General features: G+C 57.8%; 18 protein-coding genes and 2 pseudogenes. 7 read left to right on the top strand and 13 right to left on the bottom strand.

Features of this window, described 5'->3' with window-relative positions; translation table 11 throughout:
- Nucleotides 1-217: 217 nt before the first annotated feature.
- Both EXE51_RS06360 and EXE51_RS17715 read left to right on the top strand, forming a co-directional pair.
- Complete coding sequence (locus tag EXE51_RS06360) at nt 218-673, top strand: tyrosine-type recombinase/integrase (protein ID WP_094494839.1); 456 nt, start codon at nt 218-220, stop codon at nt 671-673.
- 236 nt (nt 674-909) lie between these two features.
- Complete coding sequence (locus EXE51_RS17715) at nt 910-2832, top strand: PAS domain S-box protein (protein ID WP_137692259.1); 1923 nt, start codon at nt 910-912, stop codon at nt 2830-2832.
- A gap of 198 nt (nt 2833-3030) precedes the next feature.
- Here the strand turns inward: EXE51_RS17715 and EXE51_RS06350 are convergent, their stop codons facing one another.
- Nucleotides 3031-4416: a hemolysin family protein gene (locus EXE51_RS06350; protein WP_137692258.1), complete on the bottom strand. Its 1386-nt coding sequence runs from the start codon at nt 4414-4416 to the stop codon at nt 3031-3033.
- A gap of 351 nt (nt 4417-4767) precedes the next feature.
- Here EXE51_RS06350 and EXE51_RS06340 point away from each other — a divergent pair.
- Nucleotides 4768-5043, top strand: a pseudogene (locus tag EXE51_RS06340) (transcription initiation factor IIB family protein); the annotation flags it as partial.
- On the opposite strand, the gene EXE51_RS06335 reads toward EXE51_RS06340, so the two are convergent.
- Nucleotides 5040-5528 carry a hypothetical protein gene (locus tag EXE51_RS06335; RefSeq protein WP_137691765.1) on the bottom strand — a complete coding sequence of 163 codons (489 nt, stop codon included), beginning with the start codon at nt 5526-5528 and terminating at the stop codon, nt 5040-5042. The pseudogene EXE51_RS06340 and the gene EXE51_RS06335 overlap by 4 nt on opposite strands.
- 16 nt (nt 5529-5544) lie before the next feature.
- Nucleotides 5545-6096, bottom strand: coding sequence for a hypothetical protein (locus tag EXE51_RS06330; protein ID WP_137692256.1), 552 nt, complete (start codon nt 6094-6096; stop codon nt 5545-5547).
- Between the two features lie 245 nt (nt 6097-6341).
- Here EXE51_RS06330 and EXE51_RS06325 point away from each other — a divergent pair.
- Nucleotides 6342-7319, top strand: a pseudogene (locus tag EXE51_RS06325) (IS1595 family transposase).
- 131 nt (nt 7320-7450) lie between these two features.
- On the opposite strand, the gene EXE51_RS06320 reads toward EXE51_RS06325, so the two are convergent.
- Both EXE51_RS06320 and EXE51_RS06315 read right to left on the bottom strand, forming a co-directional pair.
- Complete coding sequence (locus EXE51_RS06320) at nt 7451-9355, bottom strand: ABC transporter ATP-binding protein (protein WP_089309450.1); 1905 nt, start codon at nt 9353-9355, stop codon at nt 7451-7453.
- Nucleotides 9356-9438: 83 nt separating this feature from the next.
- Complete coding sequence (locus EXE51_RS06315) at nt 9439-10173, bottom strand: helix-turn-helix domain-containing protein (protein ID WP_049933446.1); 735 nt, start codon at nt 10171-10173, stop codon at nt 9439-9441.
- Nucleotides 10174-10262: 89 nt separating this feature from the next.
- Here EXE51_RS06315 and EXE51_RS06310 point away from each other — a divergent pair, with 89 nt between their 5' ends.
- Entirely contained in the window at nt 10263-11375 is a 1113-nt protein-coding gene (locus EXE51_RS06310) for an MBL fold metallo-hydrolase (protein ID WP_094494799.1), read from the top strand.
- Nucleotides 11376-11377: 2 nt separating this feature from the next.
- Complete coding sequence (locus tag EXE51_RS06305; RefSeq protein WP_137691743.1) at nt 11378-12667, top strand: MFS transporter; 1290 nt, start codon at nt 11378-11380, stop codon at nt 12665-12667.
- Between the two features lie 199 nt (nt 12668-12866).
- On the opposite strand, the gene EXE51_RS06300 is transcribed toward EXE51_RS06305, so the two are convergent.
- The gene (locus EXE51_RS06300; protein ID WP_137692255.1) at nt 12867-13676 is read right to left on the bottom strand and encodes a hypothetical protein; all 810 of its coding nucleotides are present in this window, start codon (nt 13674-13676) and stop codon (nt 12867-12869) included.
- Nucleotides 13677-13981: 305 nt separating this feature from the next.
- Between EXE51_RS06300 and EXE51_RS06295 the strand changes: the two genes are divergently transcribed.
- Nucleotides 13982-14593: a GNAT family N-acetyltransferase gene (locus tag EXE51_RS06295; protein ID WP_137692254.1), complete on the top strand. Its 612-nt coding sequence runs from the start codon at nt 13982-13984 to the stop codon at nt 14591-14593.
- On the opposite strand, the gene EXE51_RS06290 is transcribed toward EXE51_RS06295, so the two are convergent.
- The 7 genes from EXE51_RS06290 to EXE51_RS06260 all read right to left on the bottom strand — a co-directional run bounded on the left by EXE51_RS06290 (nt 14505) and on the right by EXE51_RS06260 (nt 22420).
- On the bottom strand, nt 14505-15764 hold the full coding sequence (locus tag EXE51_RS06290) for an RNA-guided endonuclease TnpB family protein (RefSeq protein WP_137692253.1): 1260 nt from the start codon (nt 15762-15764) through the stop codon (nt 14505-14507). The genes EXE51_RS06295 and EXE51_RS06290 overlap by 89 nt on opposite strands.
- A 621-nt stretch (nt 15765-16385) precedes the next feature.
- Nucleotides 16386-16892 (bottom strand): hypothetical protein, encoded by a 507-nt coding sequence (locus tag EXE51_RS06285; protein ID WP_049933232.1) that lies wholly within the window; start codon nt 16890-16892, stop codon nt 16386-16388.
- A 63-nt stretch (nt 16893-16955) separates the two neighbouring features.
- On the bottom strand, nt 16956-17423 hold the full coding sequence (locus EXE51_RS06280) for a hypothetical protein (protein WP_198943799.1): 468 nt from the start codon (nt 17421-17423) through the stop codon (nt 16956-16958).
- Complete coding sequence (locus EXE51_RS06275; RefSeq protein ID WP_137692300.1) at nt 17420-18754, bottom strand: ABC transporter ATP-binding protein; 1335 nt, start codon at nt 18752-18754, stop codon at nt 17420-17422. The genes EXE51_RS06280 and EXE51_RS06275 overlap by 4 nt, the downstream gene beginning before the upstream one ends.
- Before the next feature lie 38 nt (nt 18755-18792).
- Complete coding sequence (locus EXE51_RS06270) at nt 18793-19884, bottom strand: ABC transporter ATP-binding protein (RefSeq protein ID WP_080508691.1); 1092 nt, start codon at nt 19882-19884, stop codon at nt 18793-18795.
- Entirely contained in the window at nt 19884-21407 is a 1524-nt protein-coding gene (locus tag EXE51_RS06265; protein ID WP_080508692.1) for an ABC transporter permease, read from the bottom strand. Before EXE51_RS06265 ends, EXE51_RS06270 begins: the two co-directional genes overlap by 1 nt.
- The gene (locus tag EXE51_RS06260) at nt 21407-22420 is read right to left on the bottom strand and encodes an ABC transporter permease (RefSeq protein ID WP_049933236.1); all 1014 of its coding nucleotides are present in this window, start codon (nt 22418-22420) and stop codon (nt 21407-21409) included. Before EXE51_RS06260 ends, EXE51_RS06265 begins: the two co-directional genes overlap by 1 nt.
- Nucleotides 22421-22461 lie beyond the last annotated feature (41 nt).

Here is a 22461-nt window from a genome sequence, read left to right as displayed (position 1 = left end):
TCTCATTCGAAGACTGACGGAATAATATGCCAAATGACCAGTATCAGTACGAGTCAATTGGGGTAATTCGGACACCCTTTGGATCGTCGGAAGGGATGCCAATTCAACCAGCTGGAGCAGATACCGTAGAGGGAACTGTCGAGGTAAAGGGGTCATACGTTAATGCGTTGAAAGACTTGAACGGGTTCTCTCACTGTATTTTGCTGTCTTCCTCCGCGTGTGGAACGACTACGCGAAGCGGGGGAAGTACCGCGAGACGCCGATCCCGAAGGAACTCGCCAGTTCCATTCGGACGCTCTCATACGAACGCGACCCCGACGAGCCGATCGTCGACGTCGAACCGAACTCGATTTATCGCTGGGTGAAGCGCGCCGGCGAGCGCCGGTACGCCGGGACCAGCGATGAGGGGTGGACATACCTCGATGTCCACGACCTCCGGCGTACTTGGGGCGGTCATTTGCTGTGGGACTGCGGTATTCTTCCTGCCGTCGTGATGAGTTTCGGCGGGTGGGAAGACTGGGAGACGTTCAGAAACCACTATCTCGGAGGGATGAGCCCGATAGCTGCGGAACGCGAGCGCGAGAAGATCTCGTTCGTCTCGGGGAACGTCGAATCCGACCCGGGTGCGGATCCGGTTTTTGAGCCGACAGTTCAGTCGCGTTCTTTGTACTGATTTATACGCCTAATGATAGGCCAATTTGTAGATGGCTCTTGTCCAATCTGGCGAAATAACGATTCGATATGTGATATGGGCTGCTACTGACTGCTGAATATAGAGGTTATAGTCAGCATCAGAGCATTGTTATTTCAAATTAGCAGAATCAGGACAGAAATTGACTTTGTTGATACCGAGAAATTAATTCATATTTAGCCAGTAGTTTTTTTAATAATAGTAACACATTACAGACCATGCCGTTCAGTTTACACCGAGAGATTCAGGTTCTCCACGTCGATGACGACCCCTCCATCACGGACCTGACAGGGACGTTTCTCGAACGCGAGGACGACCGCTTCGCTGTCCAGACAGCGACCAGTGCCGACGAGGGGTTGGAGAATATTAATGACCGCCCGCCTGACTGCGTCGTCTCGGATTACAATATGCCCGGCACGGACGGCATCGAATTCCTACAGGCTGTCCGAGAGGAGTATCCCGACCTCCCGTTTATCCTCTTCACCGGCAAGGGCAGCGAGGCAGTCGCCAGTGACGCCATTGCTGCCGGTGTCACCGACTATCTCCAGAAGGGGAGCGGCACCGAACGGTACGAACTCTTGGCCAACCGGATCCGCAACGCCGTTCGGACCCGCCGCGAGGCCGAGCGGGCCGACAGACAAGAACAATTGATGCGATTGACGGAATTCAACGGTGATACCGGTGGTTTCGAACTGGACACAGAGAGCAATACTGTCGTGCTGACGGCAGGTACCCGGCGAATCATTGGCCGTCGTAACCAACACGAAATGTCTCTGGAGGAGGCGCTGAAACTGTTCCATCCAGACGACCGCGAAGACATCCAGCATACACTCGACAAGGTGCTGGAGACGCGCGAAGAACTGTACGACACATGGCGACTCCAACCGGGTGACGGCGAGGAACGTCTCCTCGATATGACAATTACTCCGGTTGTCGAGAATGGGGGGGAGGTAACGAAGCTCCGGGGGGCCGGTCACGATATTACTGAGCGTGAGGAGCACGAACGGACCGCTCGGCAGCGACAGAAGCAATTATCGCTGTTTTTTGAAGAATCACCACTTGGGGCAGTCCAGTGGGATTCTGAATTCCAGTTTGAACGAATGAACAGACGAGCCGAAGAGATTCTCGGCTACAGTGAGGCAGAGTTGTGTGGCGAGTCATGGGAGGGGATTGTCGCTGGTGACGACCGCGGACAGGTGGGTGATGCTGTAGAAAAACTCCTTGACGCGGACGGCGGAACCCACGTGATCAATAGGAACGTCCGGAAGGATGGCGAGGCAATCACCTGTGAGTGGCACAACCGTGTCGTCACCGGCGCAGATGGGGACGTCCAGACGATTTTTTCGAAGTTTCAGGATGTTACCGACCGAGAGCGGCGGAAGACTGAATTAGAAGAGTACGAGACGATTATCGAGGCACTCAGTGATGCGGTGTACGTGCTTGACGAAAAGGGGCAGTTCACTTACGTTAACGACGAGTTGGTGGAATTAGTCGGCTACGACCGGGAAACGATTCTCGGGAACACACCATCGCTGATCAAGGACGAAGAGGCCGTACAACGGGCCGAGCAGGAATTGGGACGGTTACTATCGAGCGATGGCCCGGAAGCGGTAACATTCGAAGTGACGGTCTACCCCCGCGAAGGCGACCCAATCGTCTGCGAAGATCATATGGGCGTCCTTCCGTACGATGGCGAGGAGTTCAACGGGTCGGTCGGCACACTCCGGGATGTCACCGAGCAACGAGAACGTGAAGCCGAACTCCGCCAGACCACCAACCAACTACAGGGTGTTATCGATAGCGTTGAGTCAGCGATGTGGATTCGAAACACCGATCACGAGTACGTGTATATGAATCAATATCATCGGGACCTGTTTGACATTGCTGACGATACCGACATCGCCGGAAAACGGGTAGCAGATTTACACTCGGCGGAAGTGGCTGAGAAATTTCAGCAGAACGACCAAAGAGTGTATGAGACGAGAGAACAGGTCGAGATCGAAGAGGTCATTCAGACCGACGACGGTCGTCAGTACTTTCTCACCCGGATTGTCCCACTGTTTGACAATGGCTCCGTATACGCCACCTGTGGCATCGCCACCAACATTACTGAGCAGAAAGAGTACGAAGAAAAATTGTAACGACAGAACGAGCGTTTGGAAGAGTTCGCCAGCATCGTCAGCCACGATTTATGGAACCCACTCTGTGTGGCCTAAGGATGGTTGGAACTGATTCGGGACGAGTGTGCGAGTGACCATATCGACGTCGTAGCACAGACATTTGACCGGATGGACGCGCTCATTGAGGACCTGCTGATTCGGGCGCTCAGGTATTCCCGGTCACTCGGAACTGCCCTCGCCTACCGGCGTCTCCTCTTCGATCTCGGCGGTGTCACGATCGACAGTTACCCGGACCTTCTGGATACGTGTGTCATCCACCTGTTCGGCCCGGAGCGTGACGTTCTCGTAGTTGAACTCTTCGTCCTGCTCGACAAGGCGGCCCGCAAGGTTGAAAACGAAGCCCGCGATACTCTCGAACTCTTCGCCTTCTGGCAGTACAATGTCGAGCGCTTCATTGATTACCTCGATGTTAACCCCACCGTTCACGAGGACGGTGTCATCGTCAACGAATTCGATCGGATCTTCTTCGTCACCCGCCAGTATTTCGCCGACGATTTCCTCGGTCATATCCTCCATCGTGATGAGGCCCTCAGTGGCACCGAACTCGTCGACGACGATAGCCATCTGTATCCGTTTCTCGCGCATTTCCGAGAGGAGCGCGTCGACGTTTTTCGACTCGGGGATGTGGAGCGTCGGAGCGATTACGTCCTCTACGTCGAGGTCGTCGAAAGTGTCGTAGTTCGAATTCTGTAGGTCACGGATGTCGAAGACGCCGATCACACTGTCTAGCGACCCATCGTAAACTGGTAGGTCTGCGTGACCACTTGAGATACACTTCTGGATTGCCTCCTCAACGGTCGCATCACTGGAGATAGCCGCCACATCGAGGCGGGGGGTCATCACCTCCTTGGCAGTGGCATCGGTGAATCGAAGGGCGCGTTGGAGCCGCTGGTGTTCCTCCTCGTCGAGGACCCCCTCACGCTCGCCCGTTTGAATCATATTTCGAATCTCGTCTCGGCTGACGTAGGTCGACTCGATGGACGGGCTGCCGCCGGTAAGTCTGTTCACGACGCCTGTCAGGTAGTGGAATACGGTGATAAGCGGCCACAGTGGCTTCTCCACGATCTTTAGCCCCCGGGCGACACGCCGTGCGTGTAGTTCAGTGTTCTCTACGGCGTAGGATTTGGGTGCGCTCTCGCCGAATATTAACACCACCGACGTGATGCCGAGCGACGAGACGATAACTGCCGTGCCCGCGTCGAAATAGAAGCCAACGATAGTCGTCGAGATTGAGGACATCGTGATGTTGACCATATTGTTCCCCACGAGAATTGTTACGAGAAGGCGGTGGGGATCCTCCTTGAGAGATTTGACCGCCCGTGCGCCACGCAGGCCTTGCTCAACCATCGCATCTACCTGATGGGACGGCAAGGAGAACAGCGCAATCTCCGACGACGAGAAGAATCCCGACCCTACCAAGAGAAGCAGAATCAAGCCGATACCGACCGTGGTGACTGCCGTTTGGCTCAGTTCGGCGCCGACGACTGGCACGGTGTACTGGAGGAGGCCGCCCCTGGACAGTACTGTGAGGAGAGATATCCACATGCGACCACCTAATGCGTGAGCAGAAAAGTAACCCGTGGTAACAGAGTATGGATTCCTTGAGTTACACCCATACGAGAGCCTGTCATAGAAACCATCTCATAGCTTGAGCTTCTCGCGGCCAGGGTCGTCTCCCCGCTCGAAGTTGGTGATTACAACAACGAGACGGAGACACCAACCATCTGCTCAGACAATAGTGAGGCACCGGCCTGTGACAGTGTACACCCGTCACCGGTGAAGCGGACTGTTTCGACTGTGGTCCTGTCGACGCGCCACCGCCGTAGCGTCGCATGTGTGTCGATCCTGGAGGACGGCGACACCGACCACGTCTCCCAGCTCGCGGAGGTGCTCGTCGAGCCCGTCTCCCCCAGCATGTTCGTGCCGCGACTCGCCTCGGACCTCGAGTGTCCGGGCGAGATCCGACAGCGGGCTCGGGCGCTCGCGGAACAGACCGAGGAGCGGGGCGTCACGAAGGGCGTCCATCCGGCTGGGTTCGCAGCGGCCTGCCTCTACAAAGCGTGACAGGAACAGGGAAAGTGGGTGACGCAAAGCGACGTCGCAGAGATCGGGAACGTCACGCCAACGACTGTCCGGACGCATCACGAAACGCTCGATCAACTCGCGGTCTAGACAGGCCAAGTAGGAAGCGACGGCGTCTCGTTCTCCCAGCGAATCGCTTCTACCGCCGCCGGGAACTGTTGGAGTCGGTCATCGAGGACAGCGAGCGGGTGCGCATCGAGAAACGATGCGCGATGTCGATCAACCGGCGTGTCTTCGTGACTGAGTTGGATGTGACAGGGGCCAAGGTCCGGATGATCGGCGTCTTGGTGGAAGCCGAGCATCAGATTCCGGTCCGGTTCGACCCAGTTGATGCGGTAGTATTCCTGGTCGACGCCGGCGGGGTACCAGAAGCGAACCTCGAGTCGTGCGGTCGTCGCATCGTAGGAGTTACTCAGGAAAGTCGTCGGATCGACATCCGCGATAACGTACCGGGTACGGCGTCGAGACGGTCGATAGCGCACATCCACACACCCAGCTTGATTCGTCAATCGGTCGTGAACGTCGCGGAGGAGAGTCCGCTGTGTATAGCGGTCGCGACCGGCGAGAAAGATCATTCTGGGAGAGAAAGGATTAATTCGTGGCGCGGTCGGCCACGTCGGTCATCTGTTCACGGGCGGCTTCGACGTCAGAGTAGAGTTCCAGTGCGTGTTTGATGAGGCGGCGATCCTCCTCGTTCTCGCGCCAGAACGCGATGACGTCGCGGCGCTCGCGAAGATCGGCACTTGCGAGGTCACCGTCGGCGAGCGACTGTTCGAGCTCCTCCCACGTCTCGACGTCGTAGGTCGCCTGCCACTCCTCGATCTCCTCGGTGATCGCGGCCAATTCGCTCCGCAGCTCCTCGCGCGTGTTTTCTTCGATGAGCGTGCGGATCTCCTCGAAGAGCAGTCGCGTGTAGTCCGGCTGGTAGCGCGTGGTTTCGCCGGCCTCAACGCAGCGCAGTTGGCCCTGGTCGACGAGATCCTGAAGTTCCTCGTTGGTCGTGCTCCAGGCGGCATCAGCCTGTTCGCTGATCCAGTTGACCGACCGCGGTTCGCGAAGCGTCTCGGCGACCGCTCGAATACGGTCACGGGCACTCATCGACTCACTCCACGACTGGACCCCATCTCGCGAGGATTCAGACATGCTTGGCACCTCTTACGACAGTGTTGGGGATAAGCTCTCATATATATTTGTTCCCTCTCGTATAATCAAGAGGATATTGCGAAAGAGGGGGTCGGGACGTTGAAATACGAAACCGACAGAAATTATGAGCCAACCTCGCCCGCCTCTGTACCGACAGGATCGACGAGTACGAAGGGTACTCTCGCTCTTATGTAGAAACGCGGAAAGCCCGTATAATTACACTCAGACAGTTCTAATCTGGCAATATGCCTTCTGCTCAGCCAGTGTTTGGTGGGATGTTTCGGCAGTTGATCGAGCTCGGAGTTATCGAGATCAACATCGAGCCGCTCGATGCCCGCATCGAGCGGCGGCTCAAGCAGTTCTAGGAGAATACATCCTGTCCTCGCTGCGGTCGCCAGAGCATTATGACGTGGGAAAAACACGACCGAGTTCGGTGCCGTAATTGCGAATTTAAGCCAGTATACACCCATGGAACGCCATTTCACGAGAAGCACCTCACCGCAGGAGAGGTGCTTCTCGCTTTCACCCTCTACGCAGATACACTGCTGAGCATCAACCAGATTGCGCCACTGCTTGGTCGCGCTTACAAAACCATTCCCACAGCGATTCGGGAGGCGGAAGCCGCGGTTCAGCGCGGCTTCCCCCTCACCTGGGAACTGTTTAACCAGACCGTCGATGGACCGACACAGGTCGACGAATCTGGCAAAGTCTGTTCTGGTTACAAAGGTCGAGAGCCGCCGCGAAACAGCCGTTCTCGCGGCGGCTCGTCGCGCACTGGCCGGTCACGCTGGCGAGGGCGTCGCGGTGACCAGCTGACGCTCGTCGCGGCGTGCCGCGACTCGCTTCGTGTGATTCGCGGACAGCGCGGGATCGATTACGAAGGCGATCTTGAGCCACTGATTCAGGAAGCTGAAGACCTCTCCCAGCGGCTGGGAGAGGTCTGGACAGATGGACTCCAAGCGTACCGCGAGATGGATCGGGATCACCGAACGGTCGTCCACAAAGAGAGGTACGTATCGCCTGACGGAGTCCACATCAATCAGGCAGAATGTCTGTTTTCGCTTGTTCAACCGTGGCTGCGGAAGTTCCGCGGCCTGTCCAAGCAAGGCTTGGAACAGGCCGCTCATACATTCGGGATCATTAGATCGCTGAATCTCACAGGCGCATCCGTCGATATCACCATTGACTGCCTTGTTATGGGGGCTTTCCGTAGTTCTACATAAGAGCGGGAAAAGATATCAAGACACGGAGTCTCGTGACCCCCACCCCCCGTCATCGATGTGTAAACAGCAGGGGTGGAAAGGGGAACTCACGTAGAATAATTCGGGGAACATACCGACACCCCGGTCGAGCGTCAGTCATCGGCAGCAGCAGCGTCAGCCTGCCCCTGCCAGAGATCCGCGTATATTCCCTCGCCCGCAACCAGCTCGTCGTGCCCTCCCTGCTCGACGATCCGGCCCTGATCCATGACAACGATCTCGTCCGCGTTCTGGATCGTCGACAGTCGGTGGGCGATGATGAACGCGGTCCGCTCCTCGACCAGCCGCTCGAGGCTTTCCTGAATCAGTTCCTCGGTCTCCGTATCAACGTCTGAGGTGGCCTCGTCAAAAACGATGATCTCGGGATCGTTGAGCAGTGCCCGGGCGATGGCGAGGCGCTGCCGCTGGCCGCCCGAAAGTTTGACGCCACGCTCGCCGACTTGCGTGTCGTATCCATCCGGGAGATCTTCGATGAACTCGTCGGCCGCGGCGGCCTCGGCCGCCCGCTCGACCCGAGCGCGGGCGCTTTCGTCCGGTTCTCCCGCCCACTCGGCCTCAAGCGTCTCGCGGTCGCCGTACGCGATGTTCTCCGCGACGGTCCCCGAGAACAGGTACGGATTCTGTTCGACAATGGCGATGGCGTCCCGCAACGACTGTAGATCGTACTCCCGCACATCGGTCCCGTCAACCCGGACGGCCCCATCGTCGACGTCGTGGAACCGGGGAATAAGCTTCAGGAGCGTCGACTTCCCGGCCCCGGTCGCCCCGGCGAGCCCGATCGTCGTCCCCGCCGGCACGTTGAGCGAGACGTCGTGAAGGACGGGCTCGCGGTCCCCATAGGCGAACGTAACGTCTTCGAACGTGACCTCTCCGTCAATCGACGCAGGGGTATGCGGCGAGTCGGGGCTGGTGATCGTGGGCTCGCGGCCGAGCAACCCGAACACGCGCTCGGCGCTCGACTTCGCGAGCTGGTACTTGTTCGCCGACTTCCCGACCCGGCGCATCGGCGAGTACAACCGCCGCAACAGGAGGAAGAAGAGCGCGAACCCGCCGAGGGTCAGCGCCCCTGCCTCGCCGGGAACGCCGCTGATGATATCGGTGCCACCGATGTAGAGCACGAGGACGAATACGACGCCGGTCAACAGTCGCAGGGTCGCGAAGAACCCCCGTCGGATCCGAAGCGCCGCGACCTTCTCGTCGTGGTACGCCTCGCTCTGCGTAGCGACTCGGCTCTCCTCGAAGCTGTACCGGTCGAACGATTTGATCACCGCGGCGCCACCGAGGTTGTTCTCGAGCCGCGTGTTCAGTCGAGCGACTGTCTCGCGAATCGATTTATACCGAGGTTCGATCCAGGTGAGAAACTGGCTACTGGCCAGTCCGATGACCGGGACCGGCGCGAGCGCGATGAGCGCCAGCTTCGGCGAGTACGTCCACAAGATGATCGCGATTCCGCCGACCGTCGCGACCACGCGGATGAGCTGTCGGAACTCCGTGTTCAGGAACTGCTCAAGCCGATTGATATCGCTGTTGAGGATCGACATCATACCGCCGGTCTGATGATCGGCGAAGAAGTCCATCGAGAGCCGCTGGAGATGGTCGTACGTGTCGTTTCGCAGATCACGCTGAACCTTCTGTGCGGTCGCTTGAAGCAGATACCGGGAGATAAACCGCGCAACTGACCGGACCAGGTACGCGAGCACCGCGATGAGCACGAGCTGTTCGAGCACCGCGAGCCGAGCCGCTTCGCCGGTGATTTCGCCCTGCGGCAGCAAACCCACGTCGGTCAGCAGTCCCGCGTCGGCCGACCCGCGGATCGCTCGATCGATCGCAGCCGCGACGACAATCGGTGGGACCAGTCGGGCAAACCTCGTGAGAAACGCCGCAAGCACGCCGAGCGTAAGGGTCGGCCAGTAGCGCTTGGCGTAGCCGAGCAGACTCACCATCGGGTGGCCGTCAACGTTCTCTCGGGCGTGTTCAAACCCGCCGTGGTCGTCTGTCACTGTGTTCGGTAGCGCTCTTGTGTGTAAGTATTCGGTGACATGGCGCTATAAGCTAGATGATTGTCTGGCGAACTGATGACAGACTAGTCGGCGGCTTGTTCGGTTCGTCGGGTCTCCTCTACTTGTAGCGGGTCGGCTGCCGATGTCGCGGTAACCAATCGGAGGAACTGTCCCGCGTTCGTGAGGAGTTTATTCTCCGCTTTTCGAAGGTGCTCTTCATACGTTGAGCGAGCGACTGCCGTCTGATCGGCCAGGTCTCGAAGCGAGGTCTTCCGTGGTTGCTCGTAGTACCCACTCTCCAGTGCTAATTGGAGCGCTGCCAACTGTCGGTCAGTGATGTTCTCGAACAGTTGGTTCGCCGGAGCCAGCATACTGTGTGGAATCTGTTTTTCCGAAATCGACGTTTTCGAGAGCAGTTCGATTTCTCTATCAGAGCGAAGATCACCGAGCAGCTCTCGAATGTCCTCGCCGTCGAACGCGACTACCGTGTAGTGCTCCCAGCCTTGACGGTAGATCGTTGGCGACTGATACAGGCAGTTGTGTTTCTCAAACCGGTCGATAATCGACTGTTCGAGTGAACAGAGACACGACTGTGTGACGATGTGATACCCTTCGTTACCCTTCGATTCGTGCAGAACGGTTCCGAGTTGGTCAATATCGTCACGCAGCTCATCAGTCGGCGTCGTCTCTGACGTGATTTCCAGTACTTGACAGTCGCTTAGCGGCCACTCACGGATGGTCAAGTCCGGGTGTCGTTCCGAGATCTCCCGGTACGGGCACTCGTGTTTAACCCGAATCGTGGCCTCGTACAAGCTCATACTAATTATTTTGAACCGGTCAAAATTAACAGTGCCGGTCATGTCCGGCAGTACTCATATGCGAATATACCTCCTCTCCACAAGCACCGATGCAAGAGATCTCGCCGGAAAAAATCAGCGAGCAGTTGCGAAATGGCGACGGCAAGCCACTGGTCCTCGATATTCGCCACCGAGAAGACTTCGAAGAGTGGCATATACCGGGTAGTATCAACGTCGATGTCTACGACGAATTAACTGACAACCCTGAACAAGCCAAGGGGCCTCTTTCGGACCTTCCTCGTGAGGAGGAGATAGTTACAGTCTGTGCCGCAGGTGTCGTCTCGGAGACAGCGACGGAAGTGCTCCAAGAATTGGACTACAATGCGGTGACGCTCACCGATGGAATGAATGGCTGGAGCCGCGTGCACCGCCACGCAGAAGTACCAGCGAATCTCGATGGCACGCTCATTCAGGTCGCGCGCCCAGGGAAGGGCTGCCTCTCACACGTCCTCATCTCGGCCGGTGAAGCCGCGCTCTTCGATCCATCACATTACCTCGCTGAGTACGAGGCAATTCTCGATGAATACGACGCCGAACTCGTCGGCGTCTTCGACACGCACGCCCACGCTGACCACGTCTCGGGTGCTGTAGAACTCGCCGACCGACACGGCGTTCCTTACTACCTTCACCCGGAAGACGCGCTCGCCATCGACGCAACGCCGGTTGAGGATGGACAGAGCGTGACGGTCGGCAGTCTCGATATCGAAGTCATCCACACACCGGGACACAGCGAAGGAAGTGTCTCATTCGATGTCGACGGTGTAGCGTTGATCACGGGCGATACGCTCTTCCACGAGAGCGTGGGACGTGTCGAACTCGGCGTCGAAGCCGGTATCGAAGACGCCGAGGTCGAACAGAATGCTGCGACGCTTTACGAGAGTCTTCAGCGCCTGTTGAACAGGCCAGACGATACGGTTGTGCTGCCAGCACACGATCCCGGCTCGCCTGAACCACCGGTGACTGCGACCCTCGCTGAAATCAAAGAACGCAACACGGATCTCAGCCGCGACCGCGACGAGTTCGTCGAAGAACTCGCGTCGGATATCCCGGATCATCCCCCGAATTTCGAGCGTGTCAAGCGAACGAATGTCGGTCAAGAGTCGGTTCCCACCGACGAGTTGGCTGAACTGGAGCTGGGTCCCAACAACTGCGCTGCCGAATAAACATGAGTACGGGAACTGAAATCAAACAGGGAATCCGCGAGCACCTCGGGCAGTTCTCGCTCCACGTCCTGCTGGTGTTCGCCACCGGGTTGACCATCGGGTCCGAACGGACCGTCGTCCCTGTTCTGGGAGAGGAGGGCCTCGGCGTCACGTCGTTCCTCGTTATCGGTTCGTTCGTCGTCTCGTTCGGGATCGTGAAGTCGATCCTCAACCTCTACGCTGGTAAATGGGGCGAGGAGTACGGCCGGAAGCCAGTTCTCGTCGCCGGATGGGCGACGGCACTCCCCCTGCCGATCATCCTCATCTTCGCTCCGAGTTGGGGGTGGATCACGGTCGGAAACATCCTGCTAGGTATTAACCAAGCGTTGACGTGGAGTATGGCGATCAACGCGAAGATCGACCTTGCAGGACCCGACCAGCGCGGCCTCGCGGTCGGCATCGACGAGTCGTTCGGCTACACTGGTGTCGCTGTCGGTGCGTGGCTCACTGGCGCCATCGCTGGGCAGTGGAGTCTCCGGCCCGAACCGTTCTACTTCCTCGCAATAGTCGTCGTGCTGGCGTTCCTCATCTCGATCTTCCTGATCAAGGAAACCGTCCAGTACGCCCAAGCCGAAGGCGACGACGATCACCACGACGCGAACTTGCCGTTCAACGAGGTGGTGAAGCGAGCGACCTACGGCGACAGAACGCTGTTCGCTGCGGCGCAGGCCGGCCACATCGAGAACTTCGTGGACACACTGTTCTGGATTGCCGTCCCGCTGTATCTGGTAAGCCAAGGCCTCGGTATTGCGGCTGTCGGTGTCGTCGTCGGCGTCCACAGCGCGATGTACTTCCTCCAGATTGCGACCGGTGGGCTCGCTGACCGTATTGGCCGCCGACCGCCCGTCATCTTGGGGATGTTCCTCGCGGGAGCCGGCGTCCTCGGAATGGTACTTGTAGAGGGGTACCTCGCGTGGGCCGTCATGGCCGCTGTCTCAGGCTTGGGAATGGCGTTGCTGTATCCGAACCTGATGACTGTGCCGAGCGACGCCGCTCACCCGACGTGGCGGTCAGCGGGTATGGGTGTCTATCGAATGTGGCGCGACTCCGGCTACGCAGTCGGTGCAATCCTGATCGGGCTTTCGATGGAGTTCGTCAGCGCCGAAGCCGCATTCTACATGACGGCACTTCTCATGTTCATCTCTGGAGGGATCGTGTACGTCTGGATGGAAGAAACTCACCCGGACTTTGGGACACACGAGCCGCCCGCCCCTGCGAGGGAGCAACCAAGCAAAACAGTCCCCCAAGACTAGTTCAGTACATACGCAGGCACGTTCTATCGGGTGGTTCTGGATTAAGATGGAGAAAATAACGTAGTTCCCGTGCTGACTACAGCCTCTATATTCACCACGCGGCTTGGGATATATCAGCGTCAAAGGATTTCAGCAGAGCCTCGCGAGTACATCTCTGTCGCTGACAACCTGCTGGCCGGAAACTCGTATAGGATTGTGGTTAGTCGGCCGCCAAATACGTCCGACACTCCTGCCGGATCACGTCAAGGGCGACCGGGGGCTCAACCTCGATGACAGAGCCAAACACCTCATGCCAGAGGTGCTCGTGAACACGTGTGGCCAACTGTTCAACTGTCACGGGGGGAGAAATTGTGGCTGTGATCCGATCGAGACACGCTGGTGTCACGAACTCTGTGACAAGCGTCTCAAGATCCGTCTCATGCGGGACGTTGCTAGTCGGGGCAGTGTCAGGCCAGATAACGCCCCGACCGGTCGTCTTGTTGCGGACAACGACACCCGCAGCGGTCCTGTCACCCCACGCAGATGGCGGGACTGTGTAGGTCGTCGGGTCAAAATCGCGGGCATGTCGCTCCCGGGCGATGGTGTTGACAGCTTCGAGCCCGAGTGTTTCGAAGATTGTGTCGACAGCATCTGGGGGCCGGTACTGCTCGGCGTCGCTAACCCACACATCGTGGCCCACAAACGGGGGAAGCCGATCCCAATCGTAGGCGAAACCGGTGGTAAACGTTGCGACACCATGAAAGACAACAGCGGACGGGTCAATGTCGGCCGTACGAAACGCGTCCCGATCGAACTGCTCGCGGACGGAGCGGACGGCGAGGCGGTACTGTGGTGGAAGCGCCTCCGGATCGTCATACACCGTGGTTCGGTCGCCGAACTGTAGCAAGCCGGACGGCTGCATCCGGAAGCGCAGGTGGCCGCCAGCAAGATATTCGGTAAGCCAAAGATGGCCCGTGAGCACGCCGTCAGCAACCGCCGCAAGCGACGGAAGAGAGCCGAACTGATGCATAGCTCCGTGTTCACGGACGAGCGTCTTAGTGTACCCACCTCCTACGTCTCTGTAGCGGGTGTCATCGAACTGTCGCCGTGGTGTGGATCTGTTAACATCCCATTCTTCAGACAGATTCTTAGCTAAAACAGTCGGTCGATGAAGCCTGCGTATCGAACACCGACGGTTCTGCCATTTCAGCGAAATGTCTCGCCAGCCGTGCGAGATACAAAGCGCGTATGTTGTATGAGGGTTGATCAGAGTAATCCAATCCGAAGAACGCAGTCCACACAAGCAATTATTGGTTTGTTCGCTAAGACTGCGATATGGATATCTCCGTGCGCGAGGCAGTAGCCGAAGATGCCCAACAGATCTGTGATGTACATCTCTCCTCGATCGAGGAATTAGGAAAGCAAAGTTATACCCAAGAACAGGTGGCAGCATGGGCCCATGGCCGCGACCCGGAGGAGTACCCAATCGAATCCGAAGACACGTATTTTGTTGTTGCCGAGGATGTAACTGATGTAGTCGGATTCGGATGGATGAAACCCGAGGCGGGCGAGTATCTCCAGACCGAAGTTGAGGGAGAGATTACAGCCATCTATATCCATCCATCGGCCGCTCGGAACGGAGTAGGGTCGCGTATCTACGGCGAGTTAGAGAGGAAGGCGCTCCAGCAGGATATCGAGTCGATAGGGGTGTGGGCCTCACGCAACGCAGTGCTGTTCTATGAGGCACAAGGGTACGAACAAGTGGGAGAGCACAGCTACGAGTTTGACCTCCTCCTCCGCGTGAACGCGGAGGAATCCCACCACGGGATTTCAGGCCGAGCGAAGCGGCCTGTTGATTTCAAGACGCATACGTTCCAAGCGTCGTCTGCTGGGTTTCAGCATCGGCTTGGCTGTCTTGTGGCCCGGTCAAAGAGGCCCCATCCGTAGCCGAGTCATCGGCACCAGCCTTCTGCCGGGAAGCCCAGTCGCTTTGGCGGTGACTCTCTCCACTACGGTAGCGGTCTGCAATGTTTATCGCCCCGTTCACGTCGGCTTGATACTCACCGACCCAACAGCCGTCGTTCGAGCATCTAAACGTCGCCTGTCGTGGCCGGTAACCGTGTTCACCGCAGGCGTGACACGCCTTCGACGTGTTCCGGGGATTCACCGTCTCGACGGGAATCCCCTTCTCGGCGGCTTTGTAGCGAATCTGTGCGTGGAGCTTGGCAAAGCCCCACCCGTGTAACCGCCGATTCATGTACTCGCCGTAGTCCATATTCTCGCGGATGTACGTCAGGTCTTCCAGCACCAACACTGGGTTGTCGACGGACTCGGCGTAGTCCACGACTTCGCGGGTCACATGGTGGAACACATCGTCAATCTGGTCCCACAGTGCGTCACCGAACGAGTCTGCGATTCGCTCACTACCACGCTTCTGAAGCCGTCTTGTGGCGGTGAAGTAGGTTTTTCGGAGCCGACGAACGGCTTTGCCGTCGGCGGCCCACAGGCGGGGGCGAACCGGAGAACCGGAGCCGTCGCGGTGACACACCGTGACGAGGCTCGCTTCTCCGATGTCCACACCAACCGGTGTCCGCTTATCGGCGGACGCCTCAGATTCGTCCTCCACGTCGCGGGTAGCGGTGATGTGGAGGCACCACGTTCCATCCCGCTCGAACAGCCGACTTTCACCCATCTCGGCGTCGTCTGCGTACAACGCTTCAAGCCAATCCCGCTGGTCGGGATTGGCGCGTGCTGGTATCCAGAGGTGGTAATCCTCGTGGTGCGGGACTTTGGCGTACCACTCGATAGCGTTCTGTGGCTGGTGGTCGAGTTGTAGGCCCTCGTTTGTGAACCGCACTGGGTGGTCGTCGTGGATCTCGTTGGCGTCGTAACTGTTCCCACAGAGTTGTGGGACGTACTTTTTGAGGGCATTTTTCGCGTAGCCGCTCAGGTCGTACTCGACAACCACATCGTTGGTTGCTGACTGCGTGTCACAACCAGTGTCAAAGGCAGCCTGAAGCGCCCGTCGATAGGCATCGCGTGTCTCACGAAGTTTCTGTCGCTTATGGAGGTTCGGGTCCACAAGCTTCAGTTCGAGGGTTTTCGTGAGTTCGCCCATCGTCACCGTGCGAAGATTTTGGTTGTGGCAGATATATATCCCAGCCATCCGGAGTGGAAGTGAACCCGTGGGAAATCCGGCACTACAATAGAACGGTGGCTTGTCACACTATGATGTCCGCTCGACCCCCGCCTGTTCGTTCCTCGGTTCCGACACTCTGTCGGAACACTCGTCACTCACGGCAAGGCGGGGGTATGCGCTCGTATCTCTATCAGTACAATGTAGGCAAGATTATCGGTTGACGGTACTCACACTCAGTTCAACGGTAGTCCACCGCCGATCGATTAGCAGAACAGATTCGGTCTGCTGTACTCAGCCTCTGTACTGAGTGATTTGGAGTGTAAAATATCAAATTCTGAGTGTTTCAACAGAGCCAATGAAACGGTGACATAGTACATTAGTAGTTCCATCCCTACTGACAGTGAACTGTACTGGAGGCCGAGGTCACCTATCCGGAGGGACAACGGTGATATAGTAATTGTCACGACCGGCGAAGGCGGCCGCGTGCTTGAGGAGACCCACTCAAAAACGGGCGATAGTTCTTGTTAGGCTACGCCAGGACATCGATTCTTCGATCACGGTCAGCCAAACGAGTGCGATTGGGTTCGATCCCGGTGATGTTCAGTTTTGACGGCCAGTCAACCCCCCTGCGTCGGACGGAAGGAACTTCTCGCTATCAGTGTGTTCGAATGATGCGACGACGGTGCCGTCAAGCTGCCGGATCCGTGTCTGAACGGGATGGTCACCAATTGTTTCGCTAACGCCACCAATCGCAGTAAGTGGATATGCGGCGGCGATGAGGAGACACCGCTCCTGTTCGGGGTCCAAGATTTCGATGACGAGAAAGACGGTTCCAGCTTTTGTGGCCCTATGGACATCGTACTGCGGAAAGTCTCCGTCTGCGACCCAGTCGCTAATCTGGTCGGCATCCTCATCGGGTACGAGATGGCGGAAGGCGTACTCCTTTTCATCAGGGTTAGTCACGACCGTCGTCTCACTCGACTGCGTATACAGAACAGTCCACCCTGCTGTCTCGCGACGTTCGGCAAGGTCGGCGGCATCTGTAAGTGTCCGCTTCCAGGCCTCTCGGGCTTGCGTATCAACGCCTGCTGATTCGTCACGTGTCATGTCCCTACGGGCGTGGGCACCTTCCAAAAGTCTGTTCCACATTGGGGCCGCGTCCGCTAGCAGCTACCAAACAAACAGCGCTTCAATTCCGATCGACGTCAACAGGATACAGATTCCAGCGGCAAACAGCTTTAGCGCCGGCGAATACCGCTCTTCCGGTGGGAGCATGTACCATCTGAGCGGCGGAACTGACTGTACGACGGCTTGAAAGCGAGTCACCTCACGGCTACCGATAGTTTGCGTTCGATCATGCCGAGTCAGCTCCATGCCCGATTCAGTGTGCTCAACATGCCACGGCCTTCCAGGAAGCAGACAGTACGTCGCGTACCCCAGAACAACGATCCCGAGTATGAAAGTAAACAACACCACGTCCGCCACTGTTCCAGTAATTGTCTGAATCACACCACCGACAACGAGTGCTATGGCTGTTACGACGAGTGCGTACACCGTTGCGTCAAGCACCCGCCGGGCGATTACCTCAGCCCAGCTCAACTCCGAGACCCATTCATCAGATCGATCTACTGAGCTCACGACTGGGGACTATCCGATCCGCTAGCGTCTGGGTCAGCGTACTCCTCTTTGTGGCGATGGCAGCGACTGGATCGGCCGCTGTCAGTCCGGCCAGTCGCCAGCAGCGAGGGGGCTTCACGATCGCAGACACTACCGAGTGCTGCTGTAATGATCTCTCTCGCGTGCTCCTCATTCCCGTCGTTGGCGGCCTCGATGGACTGTTGAATTGGCTCTTGTACATCAGAAGGGAACGACCGGCTGGCAAACAGTTCCCCAGCGGCTTCCTCGACATCCGGGAGCCGGGTCTCAAGTCCCAGTAGCTCACGGGCTCGTTCGGAGAGAGATGGATCTGTTCGTGAGCGCTCGCGGAGCACCTCGCGGAACACTTCGATCGCATCCCAGTCATGTTCGGATAGCTCTTCGAAGCCGTCGGGTCGAATCTTCGCTGGGCAGCGGGTCGAGAACACACACCCATTAGGCGGATCACGGGGACTCGGGGGTGTCCCGCGAAGGGTCGTCCGATCGCGTTCGACCGTCGGGTCTGGGGTTGGAACAGCCGATAGTAGTGACCGGGTATATGGGTTCTCGGGCTTTTGGAACAGCTGCTCTGTCGGTCCGAACTCCATTATTTTTCCGAGGTACATGACGGCGACGCGATCACAGATGTGGCGGACGACGGAAAGATCGTGGGCGATGAACAAGTACGTGAGATCAAGCTCCTCTTGGAGGTCCATCAAGAGGTTGAGAATCTGCGCTTGGACGCTCACGTCGAGCGCACTAACCGGCTCGTCGAGGACGACGAAATCAGGCTCGACGGCGAGTGCCCGAGCGATCCCGACGCGCTGCCGTTGGCCACCGGAGAACTGGTGCGGATACCGGTAGTAGTGCTCCTCACGAAGGCCGACGCGCTCGAGGAGATTTCTGACGCGTTGTCGGCGCTCGGCGGGCGTCTTCCAGTTGTGGACATTCAGGGGTTCTCGAATGATTTCGCCTACCGTCAGGCGGTCATTAAGACTCGATTCTGGGTCTTGGAATACGATTTGTGCGTCGCGTCTCCAGCGTTGGAGGGCATCACCCGACAGCGTAGTGATGTCGTCACCGTCGATGACGATGTTGCCATCGGTTGCTTCCTCAAGCCGGACGAGCGTCCGCCCGAGCGTCGTCTTTCCACAGCCAGACTCACCAACGAGACCGAGCGTCTCGCCCCGCCTCACATCGAAACTAACACCGTCCACGGCTCGGACCGGGTCGCCGCCGAACAACGAGCGTTCCTCATAATGTGTCTTTAGATCACGGACCGACAGCAGTACATCGCCATTAGCTGTGCTGTTGCTGTCTGAAATATTGCGCATCTCGGGGCTGGTCTCGCTACCTCCAGAACTCTCGCCGCTCATTGCTCGCCCCCATCATCAGCTGGCCGGTGATGAGCTACTGCCTCGTCGGTCGTCATTGACTCGGGATAGAGCAGACACGCCGCGTCATGATCCGGGTCGTCACCCACAGCGGTCGGGATTGGTGCGACCTCCGAACACTCCTCGAATGACTTTGGGCATCGTGGAGCGAACCGACAGCTGCTTGCGGGTTCATTCGGTGTTGGCACCTCGCCTTTAATCGTCTCGAGGCGGTCGCCACTAGTTTGAGTGCTGGGGATACTTCGCAGTAGTCCTCGCGTGTACGGATGCTTTGGCTCCGCAAATAGCGGTTCAACCGGCGCTGATTCGACTATCTCTCCGGCGTACATGACATTGACACGGTCTGCTACCTCGGCGATGACACCCATGTCGTGCGTGATAAACAAAATGCTGAGGTCGCGTTCTGCCTGGATGTCCATGAGGAGGTCAATAATCTGTGCTTGAATCGTGACGTCAAGCGCAGTGGTAGGCTCGTCACAAATCAAGACCTCCGGCGCACAGGCGAGCGCCATCGCGATCACAGCTCGCTGGCGCATGCCTCCGGAGAACTGGTGCGGGTACTCAGTGACCCGGCGGGCCGCATCCGGAATCCCGACCTCCTCGAGCAGTTCGATTGCGCGTTCTGTCGCCGCAGTACCACGAAGGTCTTGATGAAGCGACAGAGCCTCCTTAATTTGGTTTCCAACGGTGTATACCGGATTCAGCGTCGAAAGGGGGTCTTGGAACACCATCGCGATCCCGTCGCCGCGAATCGACTCGTACTCTGACTCAGTGTACTCCGTGATGTTATCTCCCTCAAATCGAATTGCGGATGCTGGATCGATCTCACCCGGCGATTCAATGAGTCCGAGTATTGACCGCGCAGTCACGGATTTTCCACTGCCAGACTCGCCGACGAGTCCGACGGTTTCACCGCGTCGAATATTGAATGAGATACCGTCGACTGCGTGGATCTGTTCGTGTTCAGTGTGGAAAACGGTACGTAGATTTTCCACCTCGAGCGCTAGGTCACGGCTCGATGTCGCATCAGCGTTCAATGGCACGTTGTCATCGCGTGCGTGTCGGCTCATCAGGCACCACCCCCAGCAGCGACGTTCTCGTTGCCACCGTCACCGATGTCACTCTCTGGGTCGATCGCATCTCGGACCCCATCGCCAAGCGCGTTGAATCCGGTTACGATGATCACGACGAGAATGCCCGGAATGAGCGAGATGTGCCATGACTGCGTGGCGACATACGGCTGTCCCGCGCTCACCGCTCGGCCCCACTCAGGTACCGGTGCTTCGATTCCGAGGCCAAGGAATGAGAGCCCCGCAATGCCGATAATAACGCCGCCGAGTGAGAGGGAGGCGTAAATGAGGAAGTAGCCAACGACGTACGGTAGCATGTGCTTTTGCATCGTCACTCGCGGGCGCTGCCCGTACGATTTCGCAGCGTCGATCCACTCACGCTCCGACACTTGGAGTGCCGGGCCACGGACGGCTCGCCATAGCGCCGGCCAGCCGGTGATACCGAACAGTATCGCGAGGACGAGCCCGCCGTTATACACCTCTGCGATCCATGTGTCGGAAAGGACGAACGACGCGAGAATGATAAACAACAGTTGGGGCATCGCTTGGATTGAGTCACCAGCAATCACAACTCCAAGGTCAACAAGTCCCTTGTAGTATGCCGTCAGCATCGCAAATACCATCGCAAACCCACCGGCAATGCCGAGGCTGGTGAGCCCAACAAGCAATGACACCCGAGCTCCCGACGCCATGAAGGTGAACAAGTCTTTGCCGTCTGGGAGTGTTCCGAACGGGTGGAACCGGTCGTACTGATCGTATTCAAGCGGTCCAACGTTGTTGTCGCCCTGTCCGCGAGACTGTGTATCACCGTTGGCTTCGCCGACGAAAATCGATTCGACTTGTCCCGTCTCATCGTTGTAATAATCAATGCGGTTCTCGTATGGATTCTCGATGTTCTGATCAACAGTTGTCGGACCCAGCACCGGCGCAAACAGCGCCATGACGACAAACGCGAACACGATTGTGAGACCAAATAGCCCCCACGAGTGTCGGCGGAATCGGTTCACAACGTCGTCACGCGGCGTCCAGTCAGGAATCCGGTAATGACGCCGGTACAGCGTGTACCCCCACCACCCGACGAGCAGCCAGGTGAATGAGTACGTGTAAATTACAGCCACCCGGAGGGCCCACGCTACCGCTGGTGAAAGGCCGAGCGTTGTGCCTTCCCAGCCACTCGGCGTTTGGTATCCGGTATTGTCGATGACAGAGCGAGAGGTGATTGTCGGCAGCTCGGCTCCCCGCTCGGCGACTGTGGCGAGGAGTGCCGCAACCGGTTCGACGACTCCTGGGACCAGCCCGCCGACCCACCCCCACGGGGGCACTGACAGCAACCCGCTGACGATCGCACCAAACTCGGCTGCGATGAGGACGGCAACAACGGCGGCCCACGTCGCTGCGGGACCTGGATTTCGCGTAATCCGTTCAGACAGCGGTAGGTCGCGATCGCCCTCAGGACGACTAGCCTCTTCTCGGAACTCACCAGTGCGAGTCGAGCCCGACCCGACGTCAGTGTCAGCTCCCATTATGCGCCTCCGTCGTATCCAACACGTGGGTCAATCACGGTGTACAGGAAGTCCTGGAGAATGTTGATCCCGACCGAGAGCAGAATGAACAAAAACATCAACGACCCGACAAGCGGGACATCACCATTAATCGTTGCTTGGAAAAAGAGGTAGCCGAGCCCGTTAATTGCGAACACAGTTTCGACGAGCACGGATCCACCGAGAAGGAGGAACGCCTCTCCAGTAATGACAGGAACGAGCGGGATGAGTGCGTTCCGGAACATGTGCTTCCAAACGACGAGTCTCCCGGGCACCCCCTTCGCTTTCGCCATCTCAACATAATTTGCGTTTTTTGTTTCAAGCACCGCCGTACGCCCGATTCGCATCTCATTGCCCATGGACGCAGAGCCGAGGACAAGGGCTGCTGGAAGGATCGCTTTCAACGCACCAAGAAACTGTGTCGGTTCCCACAGCCCCGAAAGGTCGGGCGGGGTAACGATCTGTGTTTCAACAAGCCAGTCCCCCCAACTGAATCCGAACAACGCGTCCGATTGCGTGAGGACACTGACGAATATCACGGCTAACCAGAAGTTTGGCATTGCTCGCCAGACTATCCCGCCAAAAGAGGCGATGTAGTCAGCGAGCGTATTCGGGTTGAGCCCAGCATAGAACCCGAGCGGGAGCCCGACAAATATCGGGATGAGGATAGACCAGAACCCAAGCCACAGGGTTCGAGGGCCATAAACCCCGACGAGTTCCCACACTGACTGGCCGCGGACAACGACCCACGATTCTCCCAACTGGAGCGTCAGGAGGTCGCGCATGAACTCCGCGTACTGAATCCAGAGCGGTTGATCGAGTCCAAGGCTATCCCTGATAGCGGCATACGCCTCCGTGTCGCCGCTTGGCCCGATGATCGCGGCCGCGGGGTCAATTGGTCCCACCCGAAGGATGAGAAACGTTACAGTCGTACCGAGAAAGACAATCGGCACCATCAAAAGCACGCGCTTGAGAAAATACTCCCATCGTCCCATTTGCTAAGACATCGTATAATCTTATCATGTAATAATACTTG

The sequence above is a fragment of the Halorubrum sp. CGM5_25_10-8B genome (genome assembly GCF_005435095.1).
Taxonomy (GTDB): Archaea; Halobacteriota; Halobacteria; order Halobacteriales; family Haloferacaceae; genus Halorubrum; species Halorubrum ezzemoulense.
The sequence above is the reverse complement of the archived record's forward strand: the minus strand, read 5'-3'. Positions and strand labels throughout refer to the sequence as shown.